Here is a 22,416-nt window from a genome sequence, read left to right as displayed (position 1 = left end):
ATGGAGATTCGGGCCGTTTGCGTTTGGTGGCTGGTCGATTCGTAGTGCCGACTTTACCGCAGCGTTGTTGCCGATAAAAAAGAACTCAACACAGAGTCACAGAGAACACAGATTTTCCAATCAACTGATAACTAACGAATTGCCACTAACTCGTCTCTGCGTTCTTCGTGACGCTGTGTTGACCTATTTTTTGCCCTGGTGCTCAAATCCATTTGCCTCCACAACCAGTTTATCGGTTCTATGGCAAACGAACTCGGTCTGGATATACTGTGGTTTAAACGCGATCTGCGCTTGCGGGATCATGCACCCCTCCAGGCGGCTATAACGGCCGGGCGGACTGCACCGGCGCGCCCGTTGCTGTTGATCTACTGCTTCGAACCATCACTGATTGCCGATCCGAACTACGATACCCGGCACTGGCGTTTCGTGTATGAGTCGCTGGTCGACCTGAATCAGCAGCTTGCCAGCATTCCCCCCAAACCAGCTATTGAAGCCCTGGTCCACGAATGGCTACCGTTCAGCTTCGACGATGAGCCCGTTCTGGTCCCGCCGACCGGAGCCCCGGTTATCTGGATTTTTCAGCGCGAAGTCATCGACGTACTGACGGCGCTGCACACGCAGTTTACCATTCGTACGCTCTATTCGCACGAAGAAACCGGCATTCGGCTAACCTACGACCGCGACAAAGCCGTGACCCGATTCTGTCAGCAACGGGGTATCGACTGGCAGGAGTTTCAAAGCAATGGGGTGATTCGGGGGCTGCAAAATCGGGACACCTGGACGGCCGACTGGCAGCAGACCATGCAGGCTCCCCAGCAACAGCCCGACCTGACGAACTGGTATCCCGCCCCCATCGACACGGACTGGTACGACCGCGAACGCGGCCCTGATCTACCCACCGACTGGCAACAACCAAACCCGTTCTTTCAACCCGGTGGCGAACGCAATGCACACCGTTACCTGACCAGTTTCCTGAACGAACGCATTGCCCTGTACGCGCAGTCGATCTCCAAGCCCCTTGAAAGTCGCCGGGGTTGCAGCCGCCTGTCGCCGTACCTGGCCTGGGGTTGCCTAAGTATCCGGCAGGCTTATCAGGCCCAGCATGGATATGCCCAGCGTGGAGTCGCCCAGCATGGATATGCCCAGTACCCACCCCTGCCCGGTATTGGTCGGCAGTTGACAGCCTTCGCGTCGCGGCTGCGCTGGCACTGCCACTTCATCCAGAAGTTTGAGAATGAAGACCGGATGGAGTTTGCCAACATTAACCGGGCGTTCGACGCTATCGAGAAAAACGTCAATGCCGCGCACTATGCCGCCTGGCGGGATGGTCGAACGGGGTACCCACTTGTCGATGCCTGCATGCGCTGCTTGCAGGCAACGGGCTATATCAACTTTCGGATGCGGGCCATGCTCACCTCCTTTCTGACCCACCATCTGTTTCAGCACTGGCAGGCGGGCGGCTGGCACCTGGCGCAGCTATACACCGATTTCGAACCGGGTATTCACTACGCGCAGATTCAGATGCAGTCGGGTATGACGGGGACCAACACGGTTCGGATTTACAACCCCGTCAAGCAGTCACAAGAGCATGACCCCGACGGCATTTTTATCCGGCAGTGGGTACCGGAACTGGCCAATTGTCCGCAGGCCTACATCCACCAGCCCTGGACAATGCCGCCCCTGGAGCAGGCAATGGCGCATTTTCAGGTCGGTGCCGATTACCCCGCACCGATTATCGACACGGTACAAACAGCCCGTCACGCCCGGCAGTTGCTGCATCAGCCCCGCCATACGGAAACCGGCCAGGCGGAGCAGGAGCGTATCCTGAGCAAACATACCTTGCCCGCATCACGCCAGGCGAAGCCGACGAAACGGAAACCAAGTAAGGTTAAACAGTCAGCCGTTGAGCCGAAGGGCCATCGGAACCAGCCCGATCTTCTACTCTCGCTCGCAGACACGACCCCTGTCCCCGGCAAACCCTAAACCGTACCTCACCCCAGTTGGTTAATCAGTTAATAAACTAGCCAACTACATGGAATACGTACGATTTGGGAATACGGGTATAACCGTGTCGAAACTGTGTCTGGGTTGCATGACATACGGCAAACCCACCGAGCGCTGGCCCTGGGCGCTGGAAGAAGACGCCAGCCGTCCGTTTTTCAAGAAAGCGCTGGATTTGGGTATCACGTTCTTCGACACGGCCGACATCTACGCCAACGGAGCCAGCGAAGAAGTAACCGGCCGCGCCCTGCGCGACTTTGCGAGCCGCGACGAGATTGTGCTGGCAACCAAGGTGTTCAACCCGATGGGACCCGGCCCCAACGACAAAGGTCTGTCGCGAAAGCACATAATGAGCGCTATCGACGCGAGCCTGAAACGACTGGGCACCGACTACGTCGACCTCTACCAGATTCACCGCTGGGATACCAACACCCCCATCGAGGAAACGATGGAGGCACTGCACGATGTCGTGAAGGCGGGGAAGGCGCGGTACATTGGTGCGTCGTCGATGGCTGCGTGGCAGTTTGCCAAAGCGCAGTACACCGCCGACCTGCACGGCTGGACGCGCTTCGTGTCGATGCAGCCGCAGTATAACCTGGTGTACCGGGAGGAGGAGCGCGAGATGCTGCCGTTCTGCGAAGATCAGAAGATCGCCGTTATTCCGTGGTCGCCACTGGCGCGGGGCCTGCTAACAGGCAAGCGGACCAAAGACCGAAACGAAACCAAACGGGCCGAGACCGACGCTTTCGGCAGATCGATGTACAGCGACGAGGACTTTGCCATTGCCGACCGCGTTACTCAACTGGCCGAAGCGCGCGGGGTTCCGGCGTCACAAATTGCGTTGGCGTGGATGCTACAGAAGCCGGTCATTACGGCCCCGATTATCGGTGCCAGCAAACCCGGTCACCTCGAAGACGCCGTCGGGGCGCTGTCAGTCAGACTTTCCGACGACGAGGTGCAGCAACTGGAAGAACTGTATAAGCCGCATGCCGTTGCGGGGATTTGATTCTTTTGAGGAAAGAGAAAAGAAGAAAGACGCTAGATTTTTGTCATTCCGACCGTAGGAGGAATCTTCGATAAAGTAATAGTCCTTAGTTCCTACCGCACTAGCGGCCCGGCGAAGATTCCTCCTGCCGTCGGAATGACAAAAACTGAATAGAAAAGAATAGCTATCAATTCAGCCCCAATTCGGCAGCCCGGCGGTATTTGTTCGGCGAATGACCGACCCGCTGTTTGAATACCCGGCTGAAGTGTTGCGGGTACTTAAATCCTAATTCGTACGCAATCTCGTTGACCGTTTTGCTCCGGTCGAAAATTTTCTCCTTGGCGACGTCAATCAGTTTCGATTGAATGTAGTCGTGCGCCGATCGACCTGTTTCTCGCTTGACCAGATCCCCCAGGTAGTTAGGCGATAGATTCAACTGATCGGCGCAGTACGCCACCGACGGCAAGCCAACGGTTTGGGGCGCATCCGACACGAAATAACGGCTAAGCAGCGTTTCGAGACGGGTCAGAATCCCCTGATGCACATGGTCGCGGGTGATGAACTGTCGGTCGTAGAAACGCATGCAGTACTCCAGAAACAGTTCGATGTTGGCAACGATCAGTTTCTTGCTATGCTTATCGATGGCTTGCTGTAGTTCATACTCAATCTTGGCGAAGCAATCCAGCACAAGTTGCCGCTCACGTTCCGATAAGTGGAGTGCTTCATTCGACTGGTACCCGAAAAACGAGTAGTCATGAATCGCCGATTTAAGTGGCGTACCCAGCAGTAAGTCCGGGTGAAATACCAGCACATATCCTTTGGGCTGATATAACTCGCCATTGCTGTTTACCCCCGCTACCTGCCCCGGTGCCATAAACACCAGCGTACCTTCCTGATAATCGTACGTGTGTCGGCCATAGACCAGGTCTCCACATTTTACCTCCTTCAGAAAAACGGTATAGCAGCCGAAATACATACGGCTTCCCTGTCGCGGAGCTGCCTTCGACAGGTCGACGATGTTCACCAGCGGATGCCGCGTTTCGTTGTTGTTGAATGCACTGTACTGCCCCACCGACTCAAACCGAATCATCGTTTCCATATGCCTATCTGCCTAAACCGATACGAAGGTACCGGCTTCACCCTGGTTCTGAGCGATAAACGAGCCGAATCGGTAATAGTGGTAGACAGTCCCGTAATTCGTATACGACCCGGCCGACGCGCAGTGCTGACCTTTGTATCGTATTCACCTGGTTAGGGTGACGAACATTCACCAAAAGCAGTACGTAATGCAAACGCGCATACTAGGAAACAGTGGTTTGGAAGTATCGGCCATCGGGCTGGGCTGCATGGGCATGAGCTTTGGCTACGGGCCCGCTAAATCGGCTGCCGATATGGTTCCGGTTATTCAGGCAGCCGTCGAGCAGGGCGTCACCTTCTTTGACACCGCCGAAGTTTACGGCCCTTTTATCAACGAAGAATTGGTCGGCGAAGCCTTGGCTCCCTACAAAGACAAGGTCGTGATCGCCACCAAATTTGGGTTTAACATTCAGGATGGGAAAATGATGGGTGTCAACAGCCGGCCCGACAACATCCGCCGGGTGGCCGACGCTTCCTTGAAACGGCTTCGGGTCGACGCGATCGACTTGTTTTATCAGCACCGCGTCGACCCGAACGTGCCGATCGAAGAGGTTGCGGGTACGGTCAACGATCTGATCGCTGAGGGGAAAGTCAAGCATTTCGGACTCTCGGAAGCGGGGGCGCAAACCATTCGTAAAGCGCATGCCGTGCAACCGGTAACGGCCCTGCAAAGCGAATACTCCATCTGGACCCGGCAGCATGAACGGGACATCATCCCGACTATCGAAGAGTTGGGTATCGGACTAGTAGCTTACAGCCCGCTGGGGAGAGGATTCCTGACGGGTAAAATCGACCAGGCTACCCAGTTTGCCGAGGGCGATATCCGCAACACATTGCCCCGTTACACCGAAGAAGCCCGTGCCGCCAATCAGGCTCTGCTCGACCTGCTGAATCGGTTTGCCGAAGCGCACAACGCTACCACGGCCCAGATTGCCCTGGCCTGGATACTGGCTCAGAAGCCCTGGATCGTACCCATTCCCGGCACCACCAAAATCAGTCGACTTACCGAAAACAACGGTGCCGCTGCCATCAACCTAAGCGCCGACGAACTGCGCGACATCGAAGAAGCGTCGAGCAACATCCAGGTCGCTGGCACGCGGTACACTAAGCAGATGGAACAGGCAACCGGTCTGTAACGGGCTAGACTTATACTGTTTCGTATTATGAATTTCGCATTACCCTCAACCCCCTAAAGGGCAGGGCTGTTAAGTTCTTAAATTGACGCTGACGGTAGCCAAATTACCTTCGGTCCATCTACCCCCCAGCCCCGAAACGTCGGCCCGGCCTAAAGGGGGTGAACTTCATTTGTGGAATGCTCCCCCTTTAGGGGGCTGGGGGGTAGGGCGGAACAGAACTTAACAGCCCAACCCCCTAAAGGGGGCTAAGATTGAGAATCCACAAGCTTTAGCCCCCTTTAGGGGGTTGGGGGTAATCAGTATTTCCTACGGCCTAACGACTTATAAAACAAGGACAAACCCTAACGCTAATGGCTACGTACAATCTAAAAATAAACGGTAAAGTCAGGCAGGTAAGCGCCGATCCGACAACGCCGATGTTGTGGGTGTTGCGCGACCATCTGAACCTGACCGGCACCAAATATGGCTGTGGCATTGCTCAGTGCGGGGCCTGCACGATTCACCTCGATGGCACGGCAGTACGCTCCTGCCAGCTACCGGTATCGGTCGTCGGCAAACAGGCCGTCACGACCATCGAAGGTTTATCCACGGCTGCCGGTTCGGGTAACCTGCATCCCGTACAGCAGGCCTGGCTCGACCACGACGTAGCTCAGTGCGGCTATTGTCAGGCGGGGCAGATCATGAGCGCGGCCTCGCTGCTGAAGACGAATCCTAAACCCACCGACGGCGACATCGACGCGGCTATGAGCGGCAACATCTGCCGCTGCGGAACGTACCTGCGCATCAAAGAAGCCATCAAGACAGCCGCGACGAAGTAAACACCCTCCTCGACCATGAAAAGTACGAAGACTACATACGACCGGCGCTCCTTTCTAAAAACATCGCTGCTCTCCGGTGGTGGCCTGATGCTCAGTGTAAGCTGGTTATCGAGTGTCAACGCAGCCGATAAACTTCAGGCGCTGAACGTACCCGAGCAATGGGCGCAACTCAACGGCTACATTCAGATCACCGCCGATAACGTGGTGAAACTCCTGTGTCCCAATCCCGAATTCGGTCAGAACGTAATGACGTCGCTGCCAATGATGGTCGCCGAGGAACTGGACGTCGACTGGAAAAACGTAGTCGTAGAAATGGGTCCGCACGACAACGCGAAGTTGGGTCCGCAGTTTACCGGCGGCAGCAACTCGGTCAGGATGTACTGGAAACCGCTCCGCGAAGCCGGAGCCACCGCCCGGCAGCTATTGCGCGACGCAGCTGCCCAGACCTGGAACGTACCAGCCGAAGAAATCACGACCAAAGCGGGGGTTCTGCATCATACGAGTGGAAAATCGGCGACTTACGGGGAGATGGCGGGCAAGGCGGCTACGCTTCCCATCCCAAAAGGGGTGAAACTGAAAGCGCCGAAGGATTTCACGATCGTACGCCAGTCGAAGCGGAACGTCGAGGGCAAGAAGATCGTCACGGGAAAACCGCTATTCGGTCTGGATTACAAACCGGCCGGTACGCTCGTCGCCATGATTCAGCACCCGCCCGCCTTTGGCATGAAACTGAAATCGTTCGATGCGGCACAGGCGCTCAAGATGCCGGGAATTACCAATGTGTTCAACCTGAATCTGTACGAAAACGGCTTTGAGCAGGGTGGTTTCGACACCCGCACGTTCAACGATCTGCTGGTTGTGGTGGGCAAAACCACCTGGGAAGTGATGAATGCCCGTAAAAAGCTCGTAGCGCAGTGGGAACCTGCCGGCGACACGACCGATACGATGGCCGGGCGGAGCGGCAAACGGGCGGTTACCGTGCCGGGTGGCCTGGAGAGTACCACGGCGCAGCTTGATAAAATGGCCCAATACGCCAACCAACCGGCGCAGCAACTCCGCAAAGACGGCGACCCCGAAACGGCTTTCAAAAACGCGGCTCAGGTGATTGAGCGGACGTACAACGCCCCCTTCCTGGCCCACAACTGCATGGAGCCGATGAATTTTTTCGCGCACGTTACGGCTGAAAAAGCGTTGCTGGTTGGGCCGTTGCAGGCACCGGGCTGGGTAGAACCAACGCTGTCTAAACTCCTGAATCTCCCCGCCGACAAAATCGACATTCAGATGACGCGCATGGGCGGTGGCTTTGGTCGCCGGGCGTATGGTCAGTACCTCTACGAAGCCGCGCTTGTCTCGAAAAAGGCCAACGCCCCGGTCAAACTGATCTACACCCGTGAGGACGACATGACCTACGGCATCTACCGACCGATGTACACGGCCACCTACCGCGCAGCGCTGGATGCCGACAAAAGTCTGATCGCCTTTCACGTAAAGGGGGGCGGTATTCCCGAGCATCCGATACACGCCAACCGGTTTCCGGCCGGGGCCATCGACAACTACCTGGCCGAAGGCTGGGAAATCCCCTCCAACATTACCATCGGTGCGTTCCGGGCTCCGCGCTCCAACTTCAACGCAGCCGCCGAACAGTCGTTTCTGGACGAGGTGGCCGAAGCCATGGGGAAAGACCCTATTGCCTTCCGGCTCGACCTGTTAAAACGGGCCAAAGAAAAGCCGGTCGGCACCAACAACGAGTACGATCCTGACCGCTACGCGGGTGTGCTGGAACTGGTGCGCGACAAGTCGAACTGGGGAAAAGCGGGCGTCGCCACGCCGGGTCACGAGCAATACAGCCGGGGTGTCGCGGCTTATTTCTGCCATAACTCCTACGCAGCCCACGTCGTCGACATGGTGACACGGGACGGGCAACCCTACGTCGAACGCGTGTTCAGTGCGATGGACTGCGGTATCGTCGTCAACCCCGACGCGGCTAAAAATATGGTGCAGGGCGCGGTTGTCGACGGCATCGGCAATGCGTTCTACGGTGCCCTGACCCTCAAAAACGGGGCACCCGAGCAAACCAACTTCGATACGTACCGGATGATCCGGCACAACGAAGCGCCCAAAACGGTCGATGTTCACTTTGTCGAAAACGACCTCGACCCAACCGGACTGGGCGAACCACCGTTCCCACCGGTATTCGGAGCCGTCGCCAATGCCCTGTACAAAAACACCGGCAGGCGTCACTACAACCAACCGTTCAAACCCGATCCAGAGAAGCGTACCCAGGGTTAATCGGTGCAAACCAGTTGCTGCACGCTATCGTTTGTTTCACCCGATCACAGCGGGTCGTCCAACCGACGGCCCTTCCATAAACATGCTTATTCGTAACCTGGTCATACTATTGACAGGAACCGCCCTGTCGATTTCCGTCATGGGACAAAATGCACCTTTATTTTCCAGGGGTGAGCAAGCCAAAACCGATCATCAGGTCGGCACAATCTGGCTCAACGAGTTAAGTCCGGCCGATAGCTCGTTCAGCTTCAGCACGACGATGGCGACGTTCGCTCCGGACGCCCGGTTGCACTGGCATTCCCATCCGGGTGGTCAGATTCTACTTTACACCAACGGCGTTGGCTATTATCAGGAGCGGGGCAAGCCCCGGCAGATCGTGCGAAAAGGAGATGTCATCCGGTGCCAGCCGGGTGTCGAGCACTGGCATGGTGCTACCCCCACGAGTGGCGTTACGTACATCGCCACCACCCCTATGCAGAAGGGCAAAACCAGCTGGTTCGGGCGGGTAACGGATGCCGACTATTCGGGCAAACCATAACTGGTCACGACAAAAACCCACCCATCATGGACCGTTTCCGTAGCCGTATGAGCGCAATCAAACCAATTCTTCCTTTCTTGACCCTGCCGTTACTACTGATCGGTCAAGGCACCGCGTCGGCCCAGCAGCCGGACAGGATGGTACGTATCGCTGAAATCGAAATTGTTCCGGCGGAGCTGGAAAACTACAAAGCCATTCTGACGGAAGAAGCGGCCGCGTCGGTACGGCTGGAGCCGGGCGTCATTTGTATCTTCCCCATGTACCGGAAAGACAGTCCGACCAGTATACGGCTACTGGAGATCTACGCCAGCCGGGCCGCGTACGAAGCGCACATCAAGTCGCCCCACTTTCAACACTACAAAACCGCGACGCTGCCCATGGTCAAGTCGCTGAAACTGGTGGAGATGACCGCACTCGACCCAGCCACGATGCCGCTACTCTTCAAAAAGCTGGACGACAAAAAATGAGCGATCAACTCAACGAAGACGCTGTTCTTCAGCAGTTACGGACAGGTGAACCCTTTCGTAAGGATGACCCGCTGTACGCCCACTTTAGCACACTCGTAGCGCGCACAATCCGGCTTTGCGTTGCGATGAACGCGCAGGCCACCGAACTCGATCAGGTACGAAGCCGACTGAGCGACATAATCGGTACAGCGATCGACCCATCGACGACCATCTTCCCACCCTTCCATACCAACTTCGGTCGCTTTATCCGGCTGGGCAAAAACGTATTCATCAACCACGCCTGTTCGTTCCTCGACATTGGCGGCATCACCATCGAGGACGACGTACAGATTGGGCCCCACGTCAATCTGACGTCGGAAAATCATCCGCTGGACCCCGCCGACCGCAAGACACTGCTGCTGCAACCCGTTGTCATCAGGCGCAACGCATGGATTGGTGCCGGAGCGACCATCCTGCCGGGCATTACCATCGGCGAGAACGCCATCGTAGCCGCCGGGTCCGTCGTTAGCCGCGACGTACCACCCAATACCGTGGTGGCTGGTGTCCCGGCCAGGGTAGTCAAAACATTGTAAGGGCCAATGCGCAAGGGGCATCAGCTAAACCCACGTACGCAGAACCATCGGGAACACACGGCAAGGGCCAGTAACTACGTTTCCTCGACTACGGTTAACCGACCTGTTCAACAATTCGTTACACCAGCAGACTATTCTGACGAATCGATTGGTACAAACACAACACTATGGCTGATCAACAACACCCTGACGAATCAGCGGAACATTCGGGCGCATCACGCCGGGATTTCCTCAAGCAGTCGTCGATCATGGCGGCTTTCGCCATAACGCCCCCGGCCGCCGTAACGGCCGTTGAGAAGGGACTGCACGAAACAATAGCGACCCGCTTCGAGCAAATGCCGCTTCGGGTTACGATCAACGGCGCGGCCCAGCAGCTGAACATCGAACCCCGCGTTACGCTGCTCGATCTACTTCGCGAACAGCTCAACCTGACTGGCACCAAGAAAGGCTGCGATCACGGGCAGTGTGGTGCCTGCACCGTCCACGTCGACGGCACACGCGTCAACGCGTGCCTGACGCTGGCCATGACGACCGAAGGCTGCAAAGTAACGACGATCGAAGGCCTGGCCGACGGGGATCAGTTGCACCCGATGCAGGAAGCATTCATTAAACACGACGGCTTTCAATGCGGCTACTGTACCCCCGGCCAGATCATGTCGGCGGTAGCCTGCATCCGCGAAGGACATGCCGACAGTCCCGATGAAATTCGGGAGTACATGAGCGGCAACATCTGCCGCTGTGGTGCGTATTCCAACATTGTCGACGCGATTATGGACGTAAAACAGGGAGGGCAAAAGGTATGAATCCGTTTCAATTTACGCGGGTTACGACCCCCAAGGCCGCGATTTCAGCCGTCACCAAGGAGAGCGGCACCTACTTCCTGGCGGGCGGCACCAACCTCATCGACCTGATGAAACGGGAAGTTATCATCCCGGAACGCCTTGTCGACATCAACAAGCTACCGCTGGCAACGATTGAGAAAACGTCGACCGGTCTGCGGATCGGCGCGATGGCGAAGAACTCGGCCGTAGCCGAGCATGAGCTGGTCAAGAAAAACTTCCCGCTGTTGTCGCAGGCGTTGAATGCGGGGGCATCGGCCCAGTTGCGAAACATGGCGACGGTAGGCGGCAATATGATGCAGCGTACCCGTTGCTCCTATTTCTACGACAACTCGATGCCCTGCAACAAGCGTAGCCCCGTGCAGGCTGGCCCTGAAAAAGGACAGCCCAACGGCCCTAACGGCTGCGGGGCTATCGGTGGGTACAACCGCATGCACGCTATTTTCGGCACGTCAGAAAAATGTATCGCCGTACACCCCAGCGATATGTGCATCGCCCTCGTCGCATTGGACGCGACGGTAAACGTATCCGGCCCGAAAGGTGACCGCACGATTCCGTTCGTCGACTTTCACCGCCTGCCGGGCGATATGCCGCAGAAAGACAATACGCTGCAACCGGGCGAACTGATTATGTCGATCGATTTGCCGATGAACAACTTCGCCAAAAACTCGCACTACCTCAAAGTCCGTGACCGGGCGTCGTATGCCTTCGCGCTGGTGTCGGTCGGAGCTGGCGTCGACATGAAGGGGAAAACGATGCAGAACGTTCGGCTGGCGATGGGTGGCGTGGCCCACAAACCCTGGCGACTTACCGAAGCCGAGCAGTTCCTCAAAGGCAAACCAGCTACGGAGGACAATTTCAAACAGGCGGCAGCACTAGCCATGAAGGGAGCGAAAGGCCATGGCGAAAATGACTTCAAGCTGACGCTGGCCCCCAACTCGATTGTAGAAGCCTTGAAAATCGCCACTAAAACCGCCTGACCATGACAAAAGACACGAAAAACCCGCCCATAGACCGGGTCGACGGGCGGATGAAAGTGACCGGCGGGGCCAAGTATTTCGCGGAATTCACCATGCCCAGCATGACCTACTGCGTCATCGTCAGCAGCGACATTGCCAAAGGTTCGATCGCGAGCATCGACACCAAAAAGGCGGAAAACGCGCCGGGCGTCGTCGGTGTGTTCACGCATCAGAATATGCCCCCAATTCCCGGCTGGGACGCTCCGGCGCAGGGAAACGGCAACGGTCCCCCACCGGGTCCGCCATCGGGTGGCGAAAAATATCGAATTCTGCACACGAACGCGATTCTGTTCGACGGACAACCCATTGCGATGGTCGTGGCCGACACGTTTGAGCGGGCCACCTACGCGGCTTCGCTGGTCAAGGCGACGTACAAGAAGCAAACAGCCCGCACCGATCTGGCAAAGCATCTGGCAGACGGCGTAACGCCCAAAGGCGAACGCGCTGCCGACTACGTACGGGGTACCGCCGATGGTTACAAAACGGCCCCGATAACCCTGGAAGCCAATTACACCATTCCGATTGAGGTGCATAACCCCATGGAAATGCACGGTATTCTGGCAAACTGGGAGAGCGACGACAAGCTGATGATTTACGCCAAAACGCAAGGCGTAAAAGCCACGCAGCGGGCTATTGCGCAGGCGTTCAAAATCAGTCCCGACAACATCCACGTTCATACCGAATTCATGGGCGGGGGCTTTGGCATGGCCCTGCGCACGTGGCCCCAGGAAACCGCCGTCGTCGCCATTGCGCGGAAGATCGGTCGGCCGGTGAAACTGGTCATGACGCGCTCGCAGATGTTTACGCTGGTGGGACACCGCCCCCGCACGGTGCAGACGATCAATATGGGGGCGGATTCGAACGGCAAACTGATCGGTATTGCGCACGCGGCCACCGGCGAAACGGCCAGTTACGAAGACTTTACGGAAGGTACCGTCAACATGACGAAGTTCATGTACGACTGTCCCAACGTGAGCACACGTTACAAAATCGTCCCGCTCGACCGGGGGGTACCCATCTGGATGCGCGGACCGGGCGAAGCAACGGGTGCTTTTGCGCTCGAATCAGCTATGGACGAGATGGCCCACAAGCTCAACCTAGACCCAATCGAGTTCCGCCTGCGTAACTATACCGAAACCGACCCCGAACACAACCGGCCTTACTCGGACAAAAACCTGAAAGAAGCGTACCAGCGGGGGGCTGACGCCATCGGCTGGAACAAACGCAGCAATCAGCCCGGCAGCAACCGCGACGGCGAATGGCTCGTTGGCTACGGCATGAGTTCGGGCACGTTCAACGCCAGTCGTGGACAGGCAACGGCCCGCGCCATTCTAAACGCCGACGGTTCGCTAACGGTACAATGTGGCGTCACCGACATTGGGCCGGGTACGGGTACAGCGATGGCAATGATCGCCCACAACGTATTGGGCGTTCCGGTCGACCGCATCAAGGTCGACTATGGCGATACGTCGCTGCCCAACGCACCGATGCAGGGTGGCTCGACCATTACATCGACGGTTGGTTCGGCTGTCTATGACGTCTGTACGACGGTCAAAAATACCCTGGCCGACCTGGCGACTAAGTCCGGCTCTCCCCTAGCCGGTAGTAAAGCCGACGACCTGACTCTCGCCGACGGCATGCTCTACCTGGAAACCGACCGCAGCAAGAAAGTGGCCGTGGCCGATCTGATGCGCAGCAACAACCTGACAACGATCGACAAAACGCAGCAGTCGAAAGGCGGCTCGGAGGGTGAGAAATACTCGATGTATTCGTTCTCCGTGCATTTCGTACAGGTACGCGTTCACCCTGTTACGGGCGTCGTTCGCGTGTCGAAAGCCGTCAGCGTGGCCGACTCCGGCCGGATCGTCAGCCCAAAGACGGCGGCTAGTCAGATGATCGGGGGCGTAGCCGGCGGCATCGGCATGGCGCTGACCGAAGAAGCTGTCATCGACCACCGTTTTGGCCGCTACGTCAACAACAACCTCGGCGACTACCACGTAGCCACCAGCGCCGACGTACCGCATACGGAAACCATCGTCATCGACAAACCCGATCCGTACATCAATCCGATGGGTGCCAAAGGGATGGGGGAGATTGCCCTGATCGGTTTTGCGGCTGCCGTCTCCAACGCAGTCTTCAACGCCACCGGCCAACGTATCCGCGACCTGCCCATCACCCCCGATAAAGTGATGCAGAAGCTGGTGTAACCTGCATTGTTTCGATTTTACTCCGCTGTAGCTATCTTTACGTAGGTGCAGCGGAGTTTTTCATATCGCCAATATCAGGAAAAGAGGTATATTTAAGTTATGACAACGCTCCAGATTGACATCTTGAATCCGAAAGCTACCCAGCTACTGGAAGACTTGGCGGCACTCGATTTAATCGCCATCCGTCAGGCTGGCAGTGATAATTTTCAGCACATTGTCAATAAACTGCGTGCCCATTCTGACGAAGCGCCGTCGCTCGAGGAGATCACGGCGGAAGTAGAATCCGTTAGAACTGAATGGCATGCCAGGAAATAAAGCCAGACTTATTGTTGACACGAATCTCTGGATTAGCTTCCTGCTGACAAACAACTACGTAAAACTCGATCAGTTGCTGAACAAGCAGTTGGCTACGCTGCTCTTCAGCGATCGACTATTCGCAGAATTTATAGACGTTGCGTGTCGCCCCAAATTCAGAAAATTCTTTTCACTAGACGACCTCAACGAGCTAACATACCAACTTCGCAACCGGGCAGAGTTTATTGATGTCAGTAGCGTCGTAGTTGAATGCCGTGATGAGAAAGATGACTTTCTGCTGGCGCTTGCTGTTGATGGTCGAGCCACCCATCTTATAACAGGTGACAAAGACTTGCTCGATATGCAGCAATTTCGGGAAACCCGAATTTTAACAATTGCAGAATATCTTGTAGGCGGTCCCGAGTAAATCGACAATCAACGCCACTGGCCAACGCATCCGCGACCTGCCCATCACTCCCGATAAAGTGATGCAAAAACTGGTCTAGCTTGTGCTGTTTCAACTTACTCCTGCCCGGAACCTTCAAAAATGGTATTGGGCAGGAGTTTTGTTTTTCGTCGCTCTTCAGGCGATAAGTTTTCAGCGAGAAAACGACCAGTTTCACGAAACAGAACGGATTATTGATCGCCTGACCCCTAAATCCCCTAAAGGGCAGGGCTGTTAAGTTCTTGATTTGATACTACTAGAAGCCAAATTTCCTTCGGCTAACAATACCCCCCGCCCCCTGAAGGGGGTGAAATTCATTGGCGGAATACTCCCCCTTTGGGGGGCTGGGGGGTAGACGGTCTAGAACTTAACAGCCCTGCCCTGAAGGGGACTTTTTCAACGTATGAGCAAAGTCCCCTTCAGGGGATTTAGGGGTTGGTTCAATTCAAGTTCAAGCGCTTACTTTTTCTATGAGTTTAGACACGTGCCCTATCACTGGTTCCGTGCGCCGTGAAACAGGTTTTGAAAGGAGAAATCAGGGTGGCGCAGGGCCAGTTCATTCTGACTTGACTCAAGTTGAGCCGCTGTGGCGTAGATCAACATTTCCTGCTCGTACGCGCTGATCGCTGCCTCTATCGTATCCGACTTCCCGTTCGTGAGTTTGTCGGCTAGTGTCAGCGCATCGACCAGTCCGGTGTTGACGCCCTGACCGGCAAACGGGGGCATCAAATGAGCCGCGTCGCCGATAACGGTTATGGGGAGCGGGCGATCCTGCCGCCAAGGTGTAGTCAGCGGTAGTTTCCTGATCGGCAATGCCCGGAACCGGTCGGTGGCCTGGAACAGTTGCTTGTAGACGGCATTCCAGTCAGCAAACCGATCGGCAAGAAACGGAACAATACGGTCCCCATCCTGAAAATTGAGGTGCTCATTTACCCACGCTTCGGACTCGCCTAGAATGACGTTATAGGTCAGCAGATCGTTGTTATTCGGATTCGCGACAAACAGATTTCCCTCGTGCGACGCCATCAGAATATGCCCCTGACACAGCTGGTAAAACGCCGGACAAACCCGTTGCGGATCGGCGACTTCTCCCTGAATGAACACCGTGCCGGTGTACTCGACAGTGGCATTGGTGATGTATTGCCGCACCGCCGACATACCACCGTTTGCGCCGATAACCAGGTCAGCTGTAGCGCGTTGGCCGTCGGCAAACTGCAGTTGCCACTTTCCGTCGTGGACGGCGAGTTCGGTGAATTTGCAGTCCCACACCACCGTACCCTCCGCCAGACTATGCAGCAGTAACGTCCGCAACTCATTACGGTTGATCTCGGGGCTATCGGTAGCCGGACCGCGTGAAAACAGTACGGTCCCCTGTTCGTCGGTAACGATCCGGCCCATCGGTATCGCCCTGGCGAAATAATGATCGAGCAGCCCGGCCCTGGCAAGCGCCCTCTGACCGGAACTTTCATGCAGGTCGAGAGTACCACCCCAGATGCGGGCCTGCGCGTCTTTGTCGCGTTCGTACACAGTTACGGTTACGCCTGCCTGTTGCAGCAGTTTGGCGAATGTCAGGCCAACGGGCCCGGCCCCCAGAATGGCGACTTCCTTATCGGTTAACAGCATGATTGTGTGCTGGCTAGTACGTTGATTACAGCACAAAATTCCGACATGCGGCTGGGTCAGGCTTGTACAAACACGACAAAATCGTCGCCGATGGTCTGCTTCACCTTCTTCGTTCGGCGCGCGAAGGCGGCAGGTGTCGTGCCGCTGTATCGCTTGAATTCGCGGCTCAGATGCGCCTGATCCGTATAGCCCAGTTCGTGGGCCAGCCCGGCCAGGCTGACGTTTGGATCGATCCAAATTTGGTCGCGTACCTGCTCGAAACGCATCAGCGCCGACACATCTTTCACCGTGTGCCCCGCCGATTGTTTAAACTTGCGTTCCAGCGTGCGCACCGTCGCGTGGGCTGCTGCCGCAACCTGACTGACCGGCAGGGTTCCGTTGGCGTTCCGCATCGCAGCGCCCGCTTTTTGCAACACCGCGTTTGGGTCAACCGGCGATTGTGCAGCCAGAAAATAGGCGGCTACCGTAGCCAGGGCTTCGTTGATCTGACCAGCCTGAATCAACTCGGTCAGTGCAGCCTGAAGATGGGCAACCGGATGCTCGATCGTGCGGACGCCGTCCTTGTCCGATGGCAGGCCCAGCAACGCAAATACGGTCCAGGGGAAGCAGCGCACACCGATGATTTCCAGCCGGCCTGTCGAATGAAAGCAAACCGGCTGGTTGAGCAGCCCTACCAGAAACGGGGACGGCAGGGGCTGCAAGCCGTTACTGGTAGCGATACTGCAATGACTGCCAAAATGAAAGATCAGTTCAGCGTAGCCATCCGGTATAACCTCGAAATTCGACTGATTTTTGGCAAAGTCGATGCTGGTGTACCAGAAGCACTTGATAACGCTTCGCAACGATTCAGGCGATTCAACTTCCAGATGCTGCATGGTGACTAATAGCCATGTAAATGAGTGAGCCACAGACGGCTGCGTACCTCTCGCATTAAAAAAGTCGCTAACCTTGCTTCAGTGGCGCAAGTTCAGCGACTTCTCGGTTAATTCCCGAATACACCGGGCCAATCTTGTGCTCACCAGACGATTAGTCCGCAGCGCTATCCGGCTCGAAGTCGAGCGAGATCGAGTTCATGCAGTAACGCTGACCAGTTGGCGCGGGTCCATCGTTGAAAATGTGGCCCAGGTGTGAGTCACAACGCCCACAGACAACCTCGACCCGGCGCATACCGTATGAATTATCCGTATGGTATTGTACACTCTCTGGTCGGTCGGCTTCGAAAAAGCTGGGCCACCCACAACTGCTGGCAAACTTGGCGTCGGACCGGAACAGCTTGTTGCCACATACGGCACAGTAATAGGTTCCTTTCGTGTCGCTGTTCCAGAATTTTCCGGTGAAGGGCCGTTCCGTCGCCTGCTCACGCGCGACGGCGTACAGGTCGGGCGGTAGTATTTTTTGCCACGCTTCGTTCGGCACGTCCAGGTGGTGGTGATCCGTACGGGAGTAGTACGGGTTGGCGCTTTGATCAGCCATTTGTTCCTTTGGGTCAGTTGCGTTCATCGCAGTACGTTGTTTATTTATAAACCCAAAACCCCCTCTGAAAGTTAGGTGAGCCAACGCAACGCTTGCTGCTCCGGTTAACCAACGAAGCGCCCTGTAACACAGGGAATCGGCTGTGTTACAGGGCGTAGCAGTAGACAAACTTGCTTACTTACCAGCGAAGTAGGTAGCTTGCAGGTAGTCTTTCAGCGACGTCGGTTTGCGGCCAAGGAGTTGCTCCAGCGTCGTACCGGGCATGTCGAAATCGTTTTTACCGATGGCGTTGGCAAACCCGATCACGAAGCCGATCCCTCCTTCGGGTACACCCGCTTTCTTCATCACGTCGGTAAACACCTCGTTAGGCGCATCGGTGTAGGCCACATCCTCACCCGCCAGTTCCGATAGTATAACGGCAGCATCGGCCATCGACCAGCTTTCCGTATTGACCAGTTCGTAGATCTGGTTATCGTGGCCCTCACCCGCCAGTACGTTGGCAGCTGCTTCAGCCATGTTCAGCCGCGTGGCAAACGGCACCCGTCCCTGACCAGCCGGCAGGAAAATACCCGTTTCCAGTACGTGCGGTCCGAAGAATTGGGGCAGAACGTCGCTGTATAGCCCGTCGCGCAGGAAAATGTAGGTCAAACCCGAGTTCTTCAGGTTTTCTTCCGTCGTGAAGTGGTCACCCATGAAGTCCTTCAACGGCGACTGATCGAGGTGCTGCATAGTTACGCCCGTATACGCAAACCGCGTTACGCCCGCTTCTTTGGCGGCATTGATGACGTTCAGGTGCTGCCCCACGCGATCGTTAAGGTCATTTGTCGACACTAACAATACGGTATCGACGCCCTGAAACGCCTGTACCAGCGACGCGTAATCGTGGTAGTCGCCCACCCGCACGCTAACCCCTTTATGTTGCAGATCGGTGGCTTTGCTGGCGTCGCGCACCAATACGGCAACCTGATCGGCCGCTACTTTTTTCAGGAGAAACTCAACGACGGCACCGCCTAGCTGGCCAGTGGCTCCAGTTACAAGAATCATAGTTATTGCAGTTAAATCAGTTGACGATACGACGATGAAGCTTTTATCGGTGTTGGTCCGAGACCGTTCAGTCCGAGACCGTTCCGCCGATCAGCAACGCGTCGCTTTATTTAGTGACGCAAAGGACTTATCTTTGGTTTACTTTTGAAACTACTTTCCAAAAGTAAAGTAGTTTCCCCTGAGAAAGTACCCCGCACATGAGCCAGAAAAATCCCGACGAATTTCGCTTCACCCCTCACTGCCACGAGCAGTTGCGTGCTATCTACGACACGCTTGACCTGGTCAGCGGTAAATGGCGTATTGCCGTCATCAGTTCGCTGAACTTCCTGGGCGAATGTCGCTTTGGCGAGTTGCAGCGCATTGTCGACGGCATCGGGGCCAAGATGTTGTCACAGGTACTGAAAGAACTAGAAGACAATGAGTTGGTAATCCGCACGGTACACGACACCAAGCCCGTAACGGTTTCCTACAAGCTAACGGATTACGGGCGAACCCTAGAAAAGATTATCGAAGAAATGGCAAGTTGGGGCCTCAACCATCGTCGGCGCATCCTGAGCGATCGACCCGCTGAAACGGCACCCGAAGCCGAAACGCTGTCAGTCTGACAATCAGCCAGTTAATCCTCTATAACATTGCTATTCTAAACGCTTACCCGTAAAGTCTGGTTGACTATATGATTTCAGCATAAATACCCAACCAGCTATGATTGCCGCAAAAGGCTATGCCGCTCAGGACCCGAAAACACCACTGGGTCCGTTTTCTTTCGACCGGCGCGAACCCGGTCCGCACGATGTGCAGTTCGACATTTTATACTGTGGTGTCTGCCACTCCGATCTTCATCAGGTCCGCGACGAATGGGGCGGGTCGATTTTTCCGATGGTACCCGGCCATGAGATCGTCGGTCGCGTAACGGCTGTCGGTAGCGATGTCAGCAAATTCAAAGTAGGTGATCTGGCGGGCGTCGGCTGTCTGGTCGACTCGTGCCGGCACTGCGAAAACTGCGAAGACGGTCTGGAGCAGTACTGTCTCAACGGCCACTCACAGACTTACAACAGTCTGGAGCAGGACCACAAAACGCCGACCTACGGGGGCTATTCCAACGTCATCGTTGTCGACGAAGCCTTTGTGCTGCACGTCGATGAGCGGCTCGATCTGGCCGCCGTTGCCCCGCTGCTGTGTGCCGGCATCACGACCTATTCACCCCTGCGTCACTGGAACGTCGGTGAAGGCCACAAGGTAGCCGTGCTTGGTCTGGGCGGTCTGGGCCATATGGCCGTGAAATTCGCGGCTTCGTTCGGTGCCGAAGTAACGGTACTGAGCACGTCACCCGGCAAAGAAGAAGATGCCAAGCGACTGGGGGCGCACAAGTTTGTCGTGACCAAAGATCCGGAACAACTCAAGGGTGTACAGGGCTATTTCAACTTTATCATCGACTCCGTATCGGCTCCCCACGACTACAACCTGTACCTGGGTATGCTAAAAACAGACGGCGTACACATCTGCGTCGGTGCACCGCCAACCCCTTCGGAGATTGCGGCTTTCAGCCTGATTCCGGGCCGCAAGAGCCTGGCCGGTTCGATGATCGGCGGACTACCCGAAACGCAGGAAATGCTCGACTACTGCGCCGAACACAACATCACATCCGACATCGAACTGATCGACATGAAGGACATCGAAACCGCCTACGAACGCATGCTGAAGGGCGACGTTCGCTACCGGTTCGTTATCGATATGAAGACGTTGTAGCAGGGAGGAAAGATGAGAGACGAAAGAGAAAAGACGATATACGGTCTTGACTCTTTCGTCTCTCATCTTTCTTCCTTGTTCTCATATTTCTCTTCCTTCTCTTCTGCAAGGAAATGACATAATCTATCTCCAGCGCACATGCTAATGAAGCTCGACGGCACCTATAGTGAAAGACACAGTTTGTCCATTACATGCATCTTCGAAGCCGATCTATCTGACAATTAGAGCATTCTACTAGACAGTTAGCAATAGCGATGTTCAGCTAAAACCGACAGGCGAGTCAAAAAACTGCGTACTTTAATCATTCCAAGCAAGCTTATACCAGTATCGAACAGCTTTCATGAGTATCTGCCCGAGAGACAGGCCTTCAGTGCACTAAGTCGTTTTCGTTGCATGACAAACTCCTTTGAACTATTGCTCAAACGTATGATAAATTTGTCGTACTCCCAGTGAGAATAATTTGCGATAAATGAGGTATTTACAATCACACCACGGCTGATTCGAAAAAATACTTTCGAATCTAATTCTTGCTCCAGCTCCAGAATTGTCTTCCTTAGCTTGTACTCTTTGCGCTCCGTGTACGCTCGGTAAACCTTACCCTGTACATCGAAATAGACAATAGTGTCGACAGGTAAAACAATACTACCCTTTCCATCATAAACCTCTACGATCTGAAGGACAGGTAGTTTCGACGACTCAGTATCGGAATTAATAGTTCCTTTTTCTATCCCGTTTTTCTGGTCTTCGGTCAGAGCCAATACAGGTAACTTCTCCTCACGTTCAGTATCGTTAACGCGGGTAGACTCATTTGAACCAGTACCAGCAGCCGGATCAATCGCCTGGTGCCAGTCAATGTAGTCTAGCATTAGATTCGCATTTAAGTACGCATAGCTAAAAAATAAAACGGATAACAAATAGTTAAAATACATCCTCCACGTAAAAAAGAAGTCAGGATAATAGGAGCGCCAGCTGTAGTGGTTGACGTATAAAAAGGCGTATCTCACAGCATTAGTAATCGGGCACACAAATATTATTGATCCCAGAATAGCCGGTAAAAATATAATCTCGTATTTCAGTAAGCTGACCGCCGTAGGATAAAGCGAGTCAAGCCGTAGCCATTTTTTATATAGTACTAATACAACCAGAATAACACAGACTGTGATGAATTCGACGGGTATATAATATAGTAACCCTTTCGCATAAGCCCCAATATCTCCCTGAACAAGGCTAGTGAACGCATTATTACTTGAATTATGTCGAATCGACACGAATTGAAAGACCAAAATACATAAAAGCAGCAGCAAGGCAATGTATGGCCAGCTACCACGTGTTCGAAACGTGAGCGGTAAAGGAGACATAACGGAGCGGACAATAGGGACGAGCAACTAAACCAGCCTACAAACTAGTAGTATTTCGAGCACATAAAATCGTATCTGACGCCTTTTTACTCTATCAAGTTTATTAAATTATAATAAAGTTACTGAATATTAACTCGTGGTTGCTGAGTGTATTGGGGAATAACCTGAGCAGCTGGTCAGCATCTACAAAGTGCATTGATGGCGCGTCTATAAGATACTCGCTGTTTACTCTTTCTCGCATATTAATTGACTGTCAAATATTTACAATTCAATTAAATAGTTTACAAACTGATTCACTCGACTAGCTATGACCCAACCTTTCCGATCCCGGCCCCCGCTACGCTGGCTGGCGAGCCTGCTGCTGCTGGGCTCCCTCTGTAGCCTCATCAGCCTGGCCCCGCCAAGACTGGTAAAACTCCTGCCAG

At 55.0% G+C, this 22,416-nt stretch carries 21 protein-coding genes; 15 read left to right on the top strand and 6 right to left on the bottom strand.

The window, feature by feature from the left end; all coding sequences use genetic code 11:
• Positions 1-240 precede the first annotated feature (240 nt).
• The gene (locus tag CLV58_RS13090) at positions 241-1,983 is read left to right on the top strand and encodes a cryptochrome/deoxyribodipyrimidine photo-lyase family protein (RefSeq protein WP_106138276.1); all 1,743 of its coding nucleotides are present in this window, start codon (positions 241-243) and stop codon (positions 1,981-1,983) included.
• A 49-nt stretch (positions 1,984-2,032) separates the two neighbouring features.
• Positions 2,033-3,007: an aldo/keto reductase gene (locus tag CLV58_RS13085; protein WP_106138275.1), complete on the top strand. Its 975-nt coding sequence runs from the start codon at positions 2,033-2,035 to the stop codon at positions 3,005-3,007.
• A 166-nt stretch (positions 3,008-3,173) separates the two neighbouring features.
• Here the strand turns inward: CLV58_RS13085 and CLV58_RS13080 are convergent, their stop codons facing one another.
• Positions 3,174-4,085 carry a helix-turn-helix domain-containing protein gene (locus CLV58_RS13080; protein WP_106138274.1) on the bottom strand — a complete coding sequence of 304 codons (912 nt, stop codon included), beginning with the start codon at positions 4,083-4,085 and terminating at the stop codon, positions 3,174-3,176.
• A gap of 187 nt (positions 4,086-4,272) precedes the next feature.
• On the opposite strand from CLV58_RS13080, the gene CLV58_RS13075 reads away from it, so the two are divergent.
• The 11 genes from CLV58_RS13075 to CLV58_RS13025 all read left to right on the top strand — a co-directional run bounded on the left by CLV58_RS13075 (position 4,273) and on the right by CLV58_RS13025 (position 14,729).
• Positions 4,273-5,259, top strand: coding sequence for an aldo/keto reductase (locus tag CLV58_RS13075; RefSeq protein WP_106138443.1), 987 nt, complete (start codon positions 4,273-4,275; stop codon positions 5,257-5,259).
• Between the two features lie 350 nt (positions 5,260-5,609).
• Positions 5,610-6,077: a (2Fe-2S)-binding protein gene (locus CLV58_RS13070; protein WP_106138273.1), complete on the top strand. Its 468-nt coding sequence runs from the start codon at positions 5,610-5,612 to the stop codon at positions 6,075-6,077.
• Positions 6,078-6,092: 15 nt separating this feature from the next.
• Positions 6,093-8,366, top strand: a complete 2,274-nt coding sequence (locus CLV58_RS13065; protein ID WP_106138272.1) for a xanthine dehydrogenase family protein molybdopterin-binding subunit — start codon at positions 6,093-6,095, stop codon at positions 8,364-8,366.
• 82 nt (positions 8,367-8,448) lie between these two features.
• Complete coding sequence (locus CLV58_RS13060) at positions 8,449-8,904, top strand: cupin domain-containing protein (protein ID WP_106138271.1); 456 nt, start codon at positions 8,449-8,451, stop codon at positions 8,902-8,904.
• Between the two features lie 26 nt (positions 8,905-8,930).
• Positions 8,931-9,371 (top strand): putative quinol monooxygenase, encoded by a 441-nt coding sequence (locus tag CLV58_RS13055; protein WP_245882313.1) that lies wholly within the window; start codon positions 8,931-8,933, stop codon positions 9,369-9,371.
• On the top strand, positions 9,368-9,943 hold the full coding sequence (locus CLV58_RS13050) for a sugar O-acetyltransferase (RefSeq protein ID WP_106138270.1): 576 nt from the start codon (positions 9,368-9,370) through the stop codon (positions 9,941-9,943). Before CLV58_RS13055 ends, CLV58_RS13050 begins: the two co-directional genes overlap by 4 nt.
• A 167-nt stretch (positions 9,944-10,110) precedes the next feature.
• Positions 10,111-10,746, top strand: coding sequence for a (2Fe-2S)-binding protein (locus CLV58_RS13045; protein ID WP_106138269.1), 636 nt, complete (start codon positions 10,111-10,113; stop codon positions 10,744-10,746).
• Positions 10,743-11,762: an FAD binding domain-containing protein gene (locus CLV58_RS13040; protein WP_106138268.1), complete on the top strand. Its 1,020-nt coding sequence runs from the start codon at positions 10,743-10,745 to the stop codon at positions 11,760-11,762. The genes CLV58_RS13045 and CLV58_RS13040 overlap by 4 nt, the downstream gene beginning before the upstream one ends.
• Before the next feature lie 2 nt (positions 11,763-11,764).
• The gene (locus tag CLV58_RS13035) at positions 11,765-14,008 is read left to right on the top strand and encodes a xanthine dehydrogenase family protein molybdopterin-binding subunit (RefSeq protein ID WP_106138267.1); all 2,244 of its coding nucleotides are present in this window, start codon (positions 11,765-11,767) and stop codon (positions 14,006-14,008) included.
• A gap of 99 nt (positions 14,009-14,107) precedes the next feature.
• On the top strand, positions 14,108-14,323 hold the full coding sequence (locus CLV58_RS13030) for a hypothetical protein (RefSeq protein ID WP_106138266.1): 216 nt from the start codon (positions 14,108-14,110) through the stop codon (positions 14,321-14,323).
• Positions 14,310-14,729: a putative toxin-antitoxin system toxin component, PIN family gene (locus CLV58_RS13025; protein ID WP_106138265.1), complete on the top strand. Its 420-nt coding sequence runs from the start codon at positions 14,310-14,312 to the stop codon at positions 14,727-14,729. The genes CLV58_RS13030 and CLV58_RS13025 overlap by 14 nt, the downstream gene beginning before the upstream one ends.
• A 510-nt stretch (positions 14,730-15,239) precedes the next feature.
• On the opposite strand, the gene CLV58_RS13020 is transcribed toward CLV58_RS13025, so the two are convergent.
• From CLV58_RS13020 to CLV58_RS13005, 4 genes are all read right to left on the bottom strand, one after another.
• A complete protein-coding gene (locus CLV58_RS13020; protein WP_106138264.1) occupies positions 15,240-16,370 on the bottom strand; it encodes an FAD-dependent oxidoreductase in 1,131 nt (376 codons plus the stop codon).
• A 56-nt stretch (positions 16,371-16,426) separates the two neighbouring features.
• Positions 16,427-17,245 (bottom strand): helix-turn-helix domain-containing protein, encoded by an 819-nt coding sequence (locus CLV58_RS13015; protein WP_106138263.1) that lies wholly within the window; start codon positions 17,243-17,245, stop codon positions 16,427-16,429.
• Between the two features lie 151 nt (positions 17,246-17,396).
• Positions 17,397-17,843, bottom strand: a complete 447-nt coding sequence (gene msrB / locus CLV58_RS13010; RefSeq protein ID WP_245882312.1) for a peptide-methionine (R)-S-oxide reductase MsrB — start codon at positions 17,841-17,843, stop codon at positions 17,397-17,399.
• A 174-nt stretch (positions 17,844-18,017) separates the two neighbouring features.
• The gene (locus CLV58_RS13005; RefSeq protein ID WP_106138261.1) at positions 18,018-18,887 is read right to left on the bottom strand and encodes an SDR family oxidoreductase; all 870 of its coding nucleotides are present in this window, start codon (positions 18,885-18,887) and stop codon (positions 18,018-18,020) included.
• Between the two features lie 197 nt (positions 18,888-19,084).
• Here CLV58_RS13005 and CLV58_RS13000 point away from each other — a divergent pair, with 197 nt between their 5' ends.
• Both CLV58_RS13000 and CLV58_RS12995 read left to right on the top strand, forming a co-directional pair.
• Positions 19,085-19,492 carry a winged helix-turn-helix transcriptional regulator gene (locus CLV58_RS13000; RefSeq protein ID WP_106138260.1) on the top strand — a complete coding sequence of 136 codons (408 nt, stop codon included), beginning with the start codon at positions 19,085-19,087 and terminating at the stop codon, positions 19,490-19,492.
• Positions 19,493-19,589: 97 nt separating this feature from the next.
• The gene (locus CLV58_RS12995; RefSeq protein ID WP_106138259.1) at positions 19,590-20,633 is read left to right on the top strand and encodes an NAD(P)-dependent alcohol dehydrogenase; all 1,044 of its coding nucleotides are present in this window, start codon (positions 19,590-19,592) and stop codon (positions 20,631-20,633) included.
• A 338-nt stretch (positions 20,634-20,971) separates the two neighbouring features.
• On the opposite strand, the gene CLV58_RS28655 is transcribed toward CLV58_RS12995, so the two are convergent.
• Positions 20,972-21,499: a LytTR family DNA-binding domain-containing protein gene (locus CLV58_RS28655; protein WP_211300856.1), complete on the bottom strand. Its 528-nt coding sequence runs from the start codon at positions 21,497-21,499 to the stop codon at positions 20,972-20,974.
• Positions 21,500-22,416 lie beyond the last annotated feature (917 nt).

Source organism: Spirosoma oryzae (genome assembly GCF_003002825.1).
Taxonomy (GTDB): Bacteria; Bacteroidota; Bacteroidia; order Cytophagales; family Spirosomataceae; genus Spirosoma; species Spirosoma oryzae.
The sequence above is the reverse complement of the archived record's forward strand: the minus strand, read 5'-3'. Positions and strand labels throughout refer to the sequence as shown.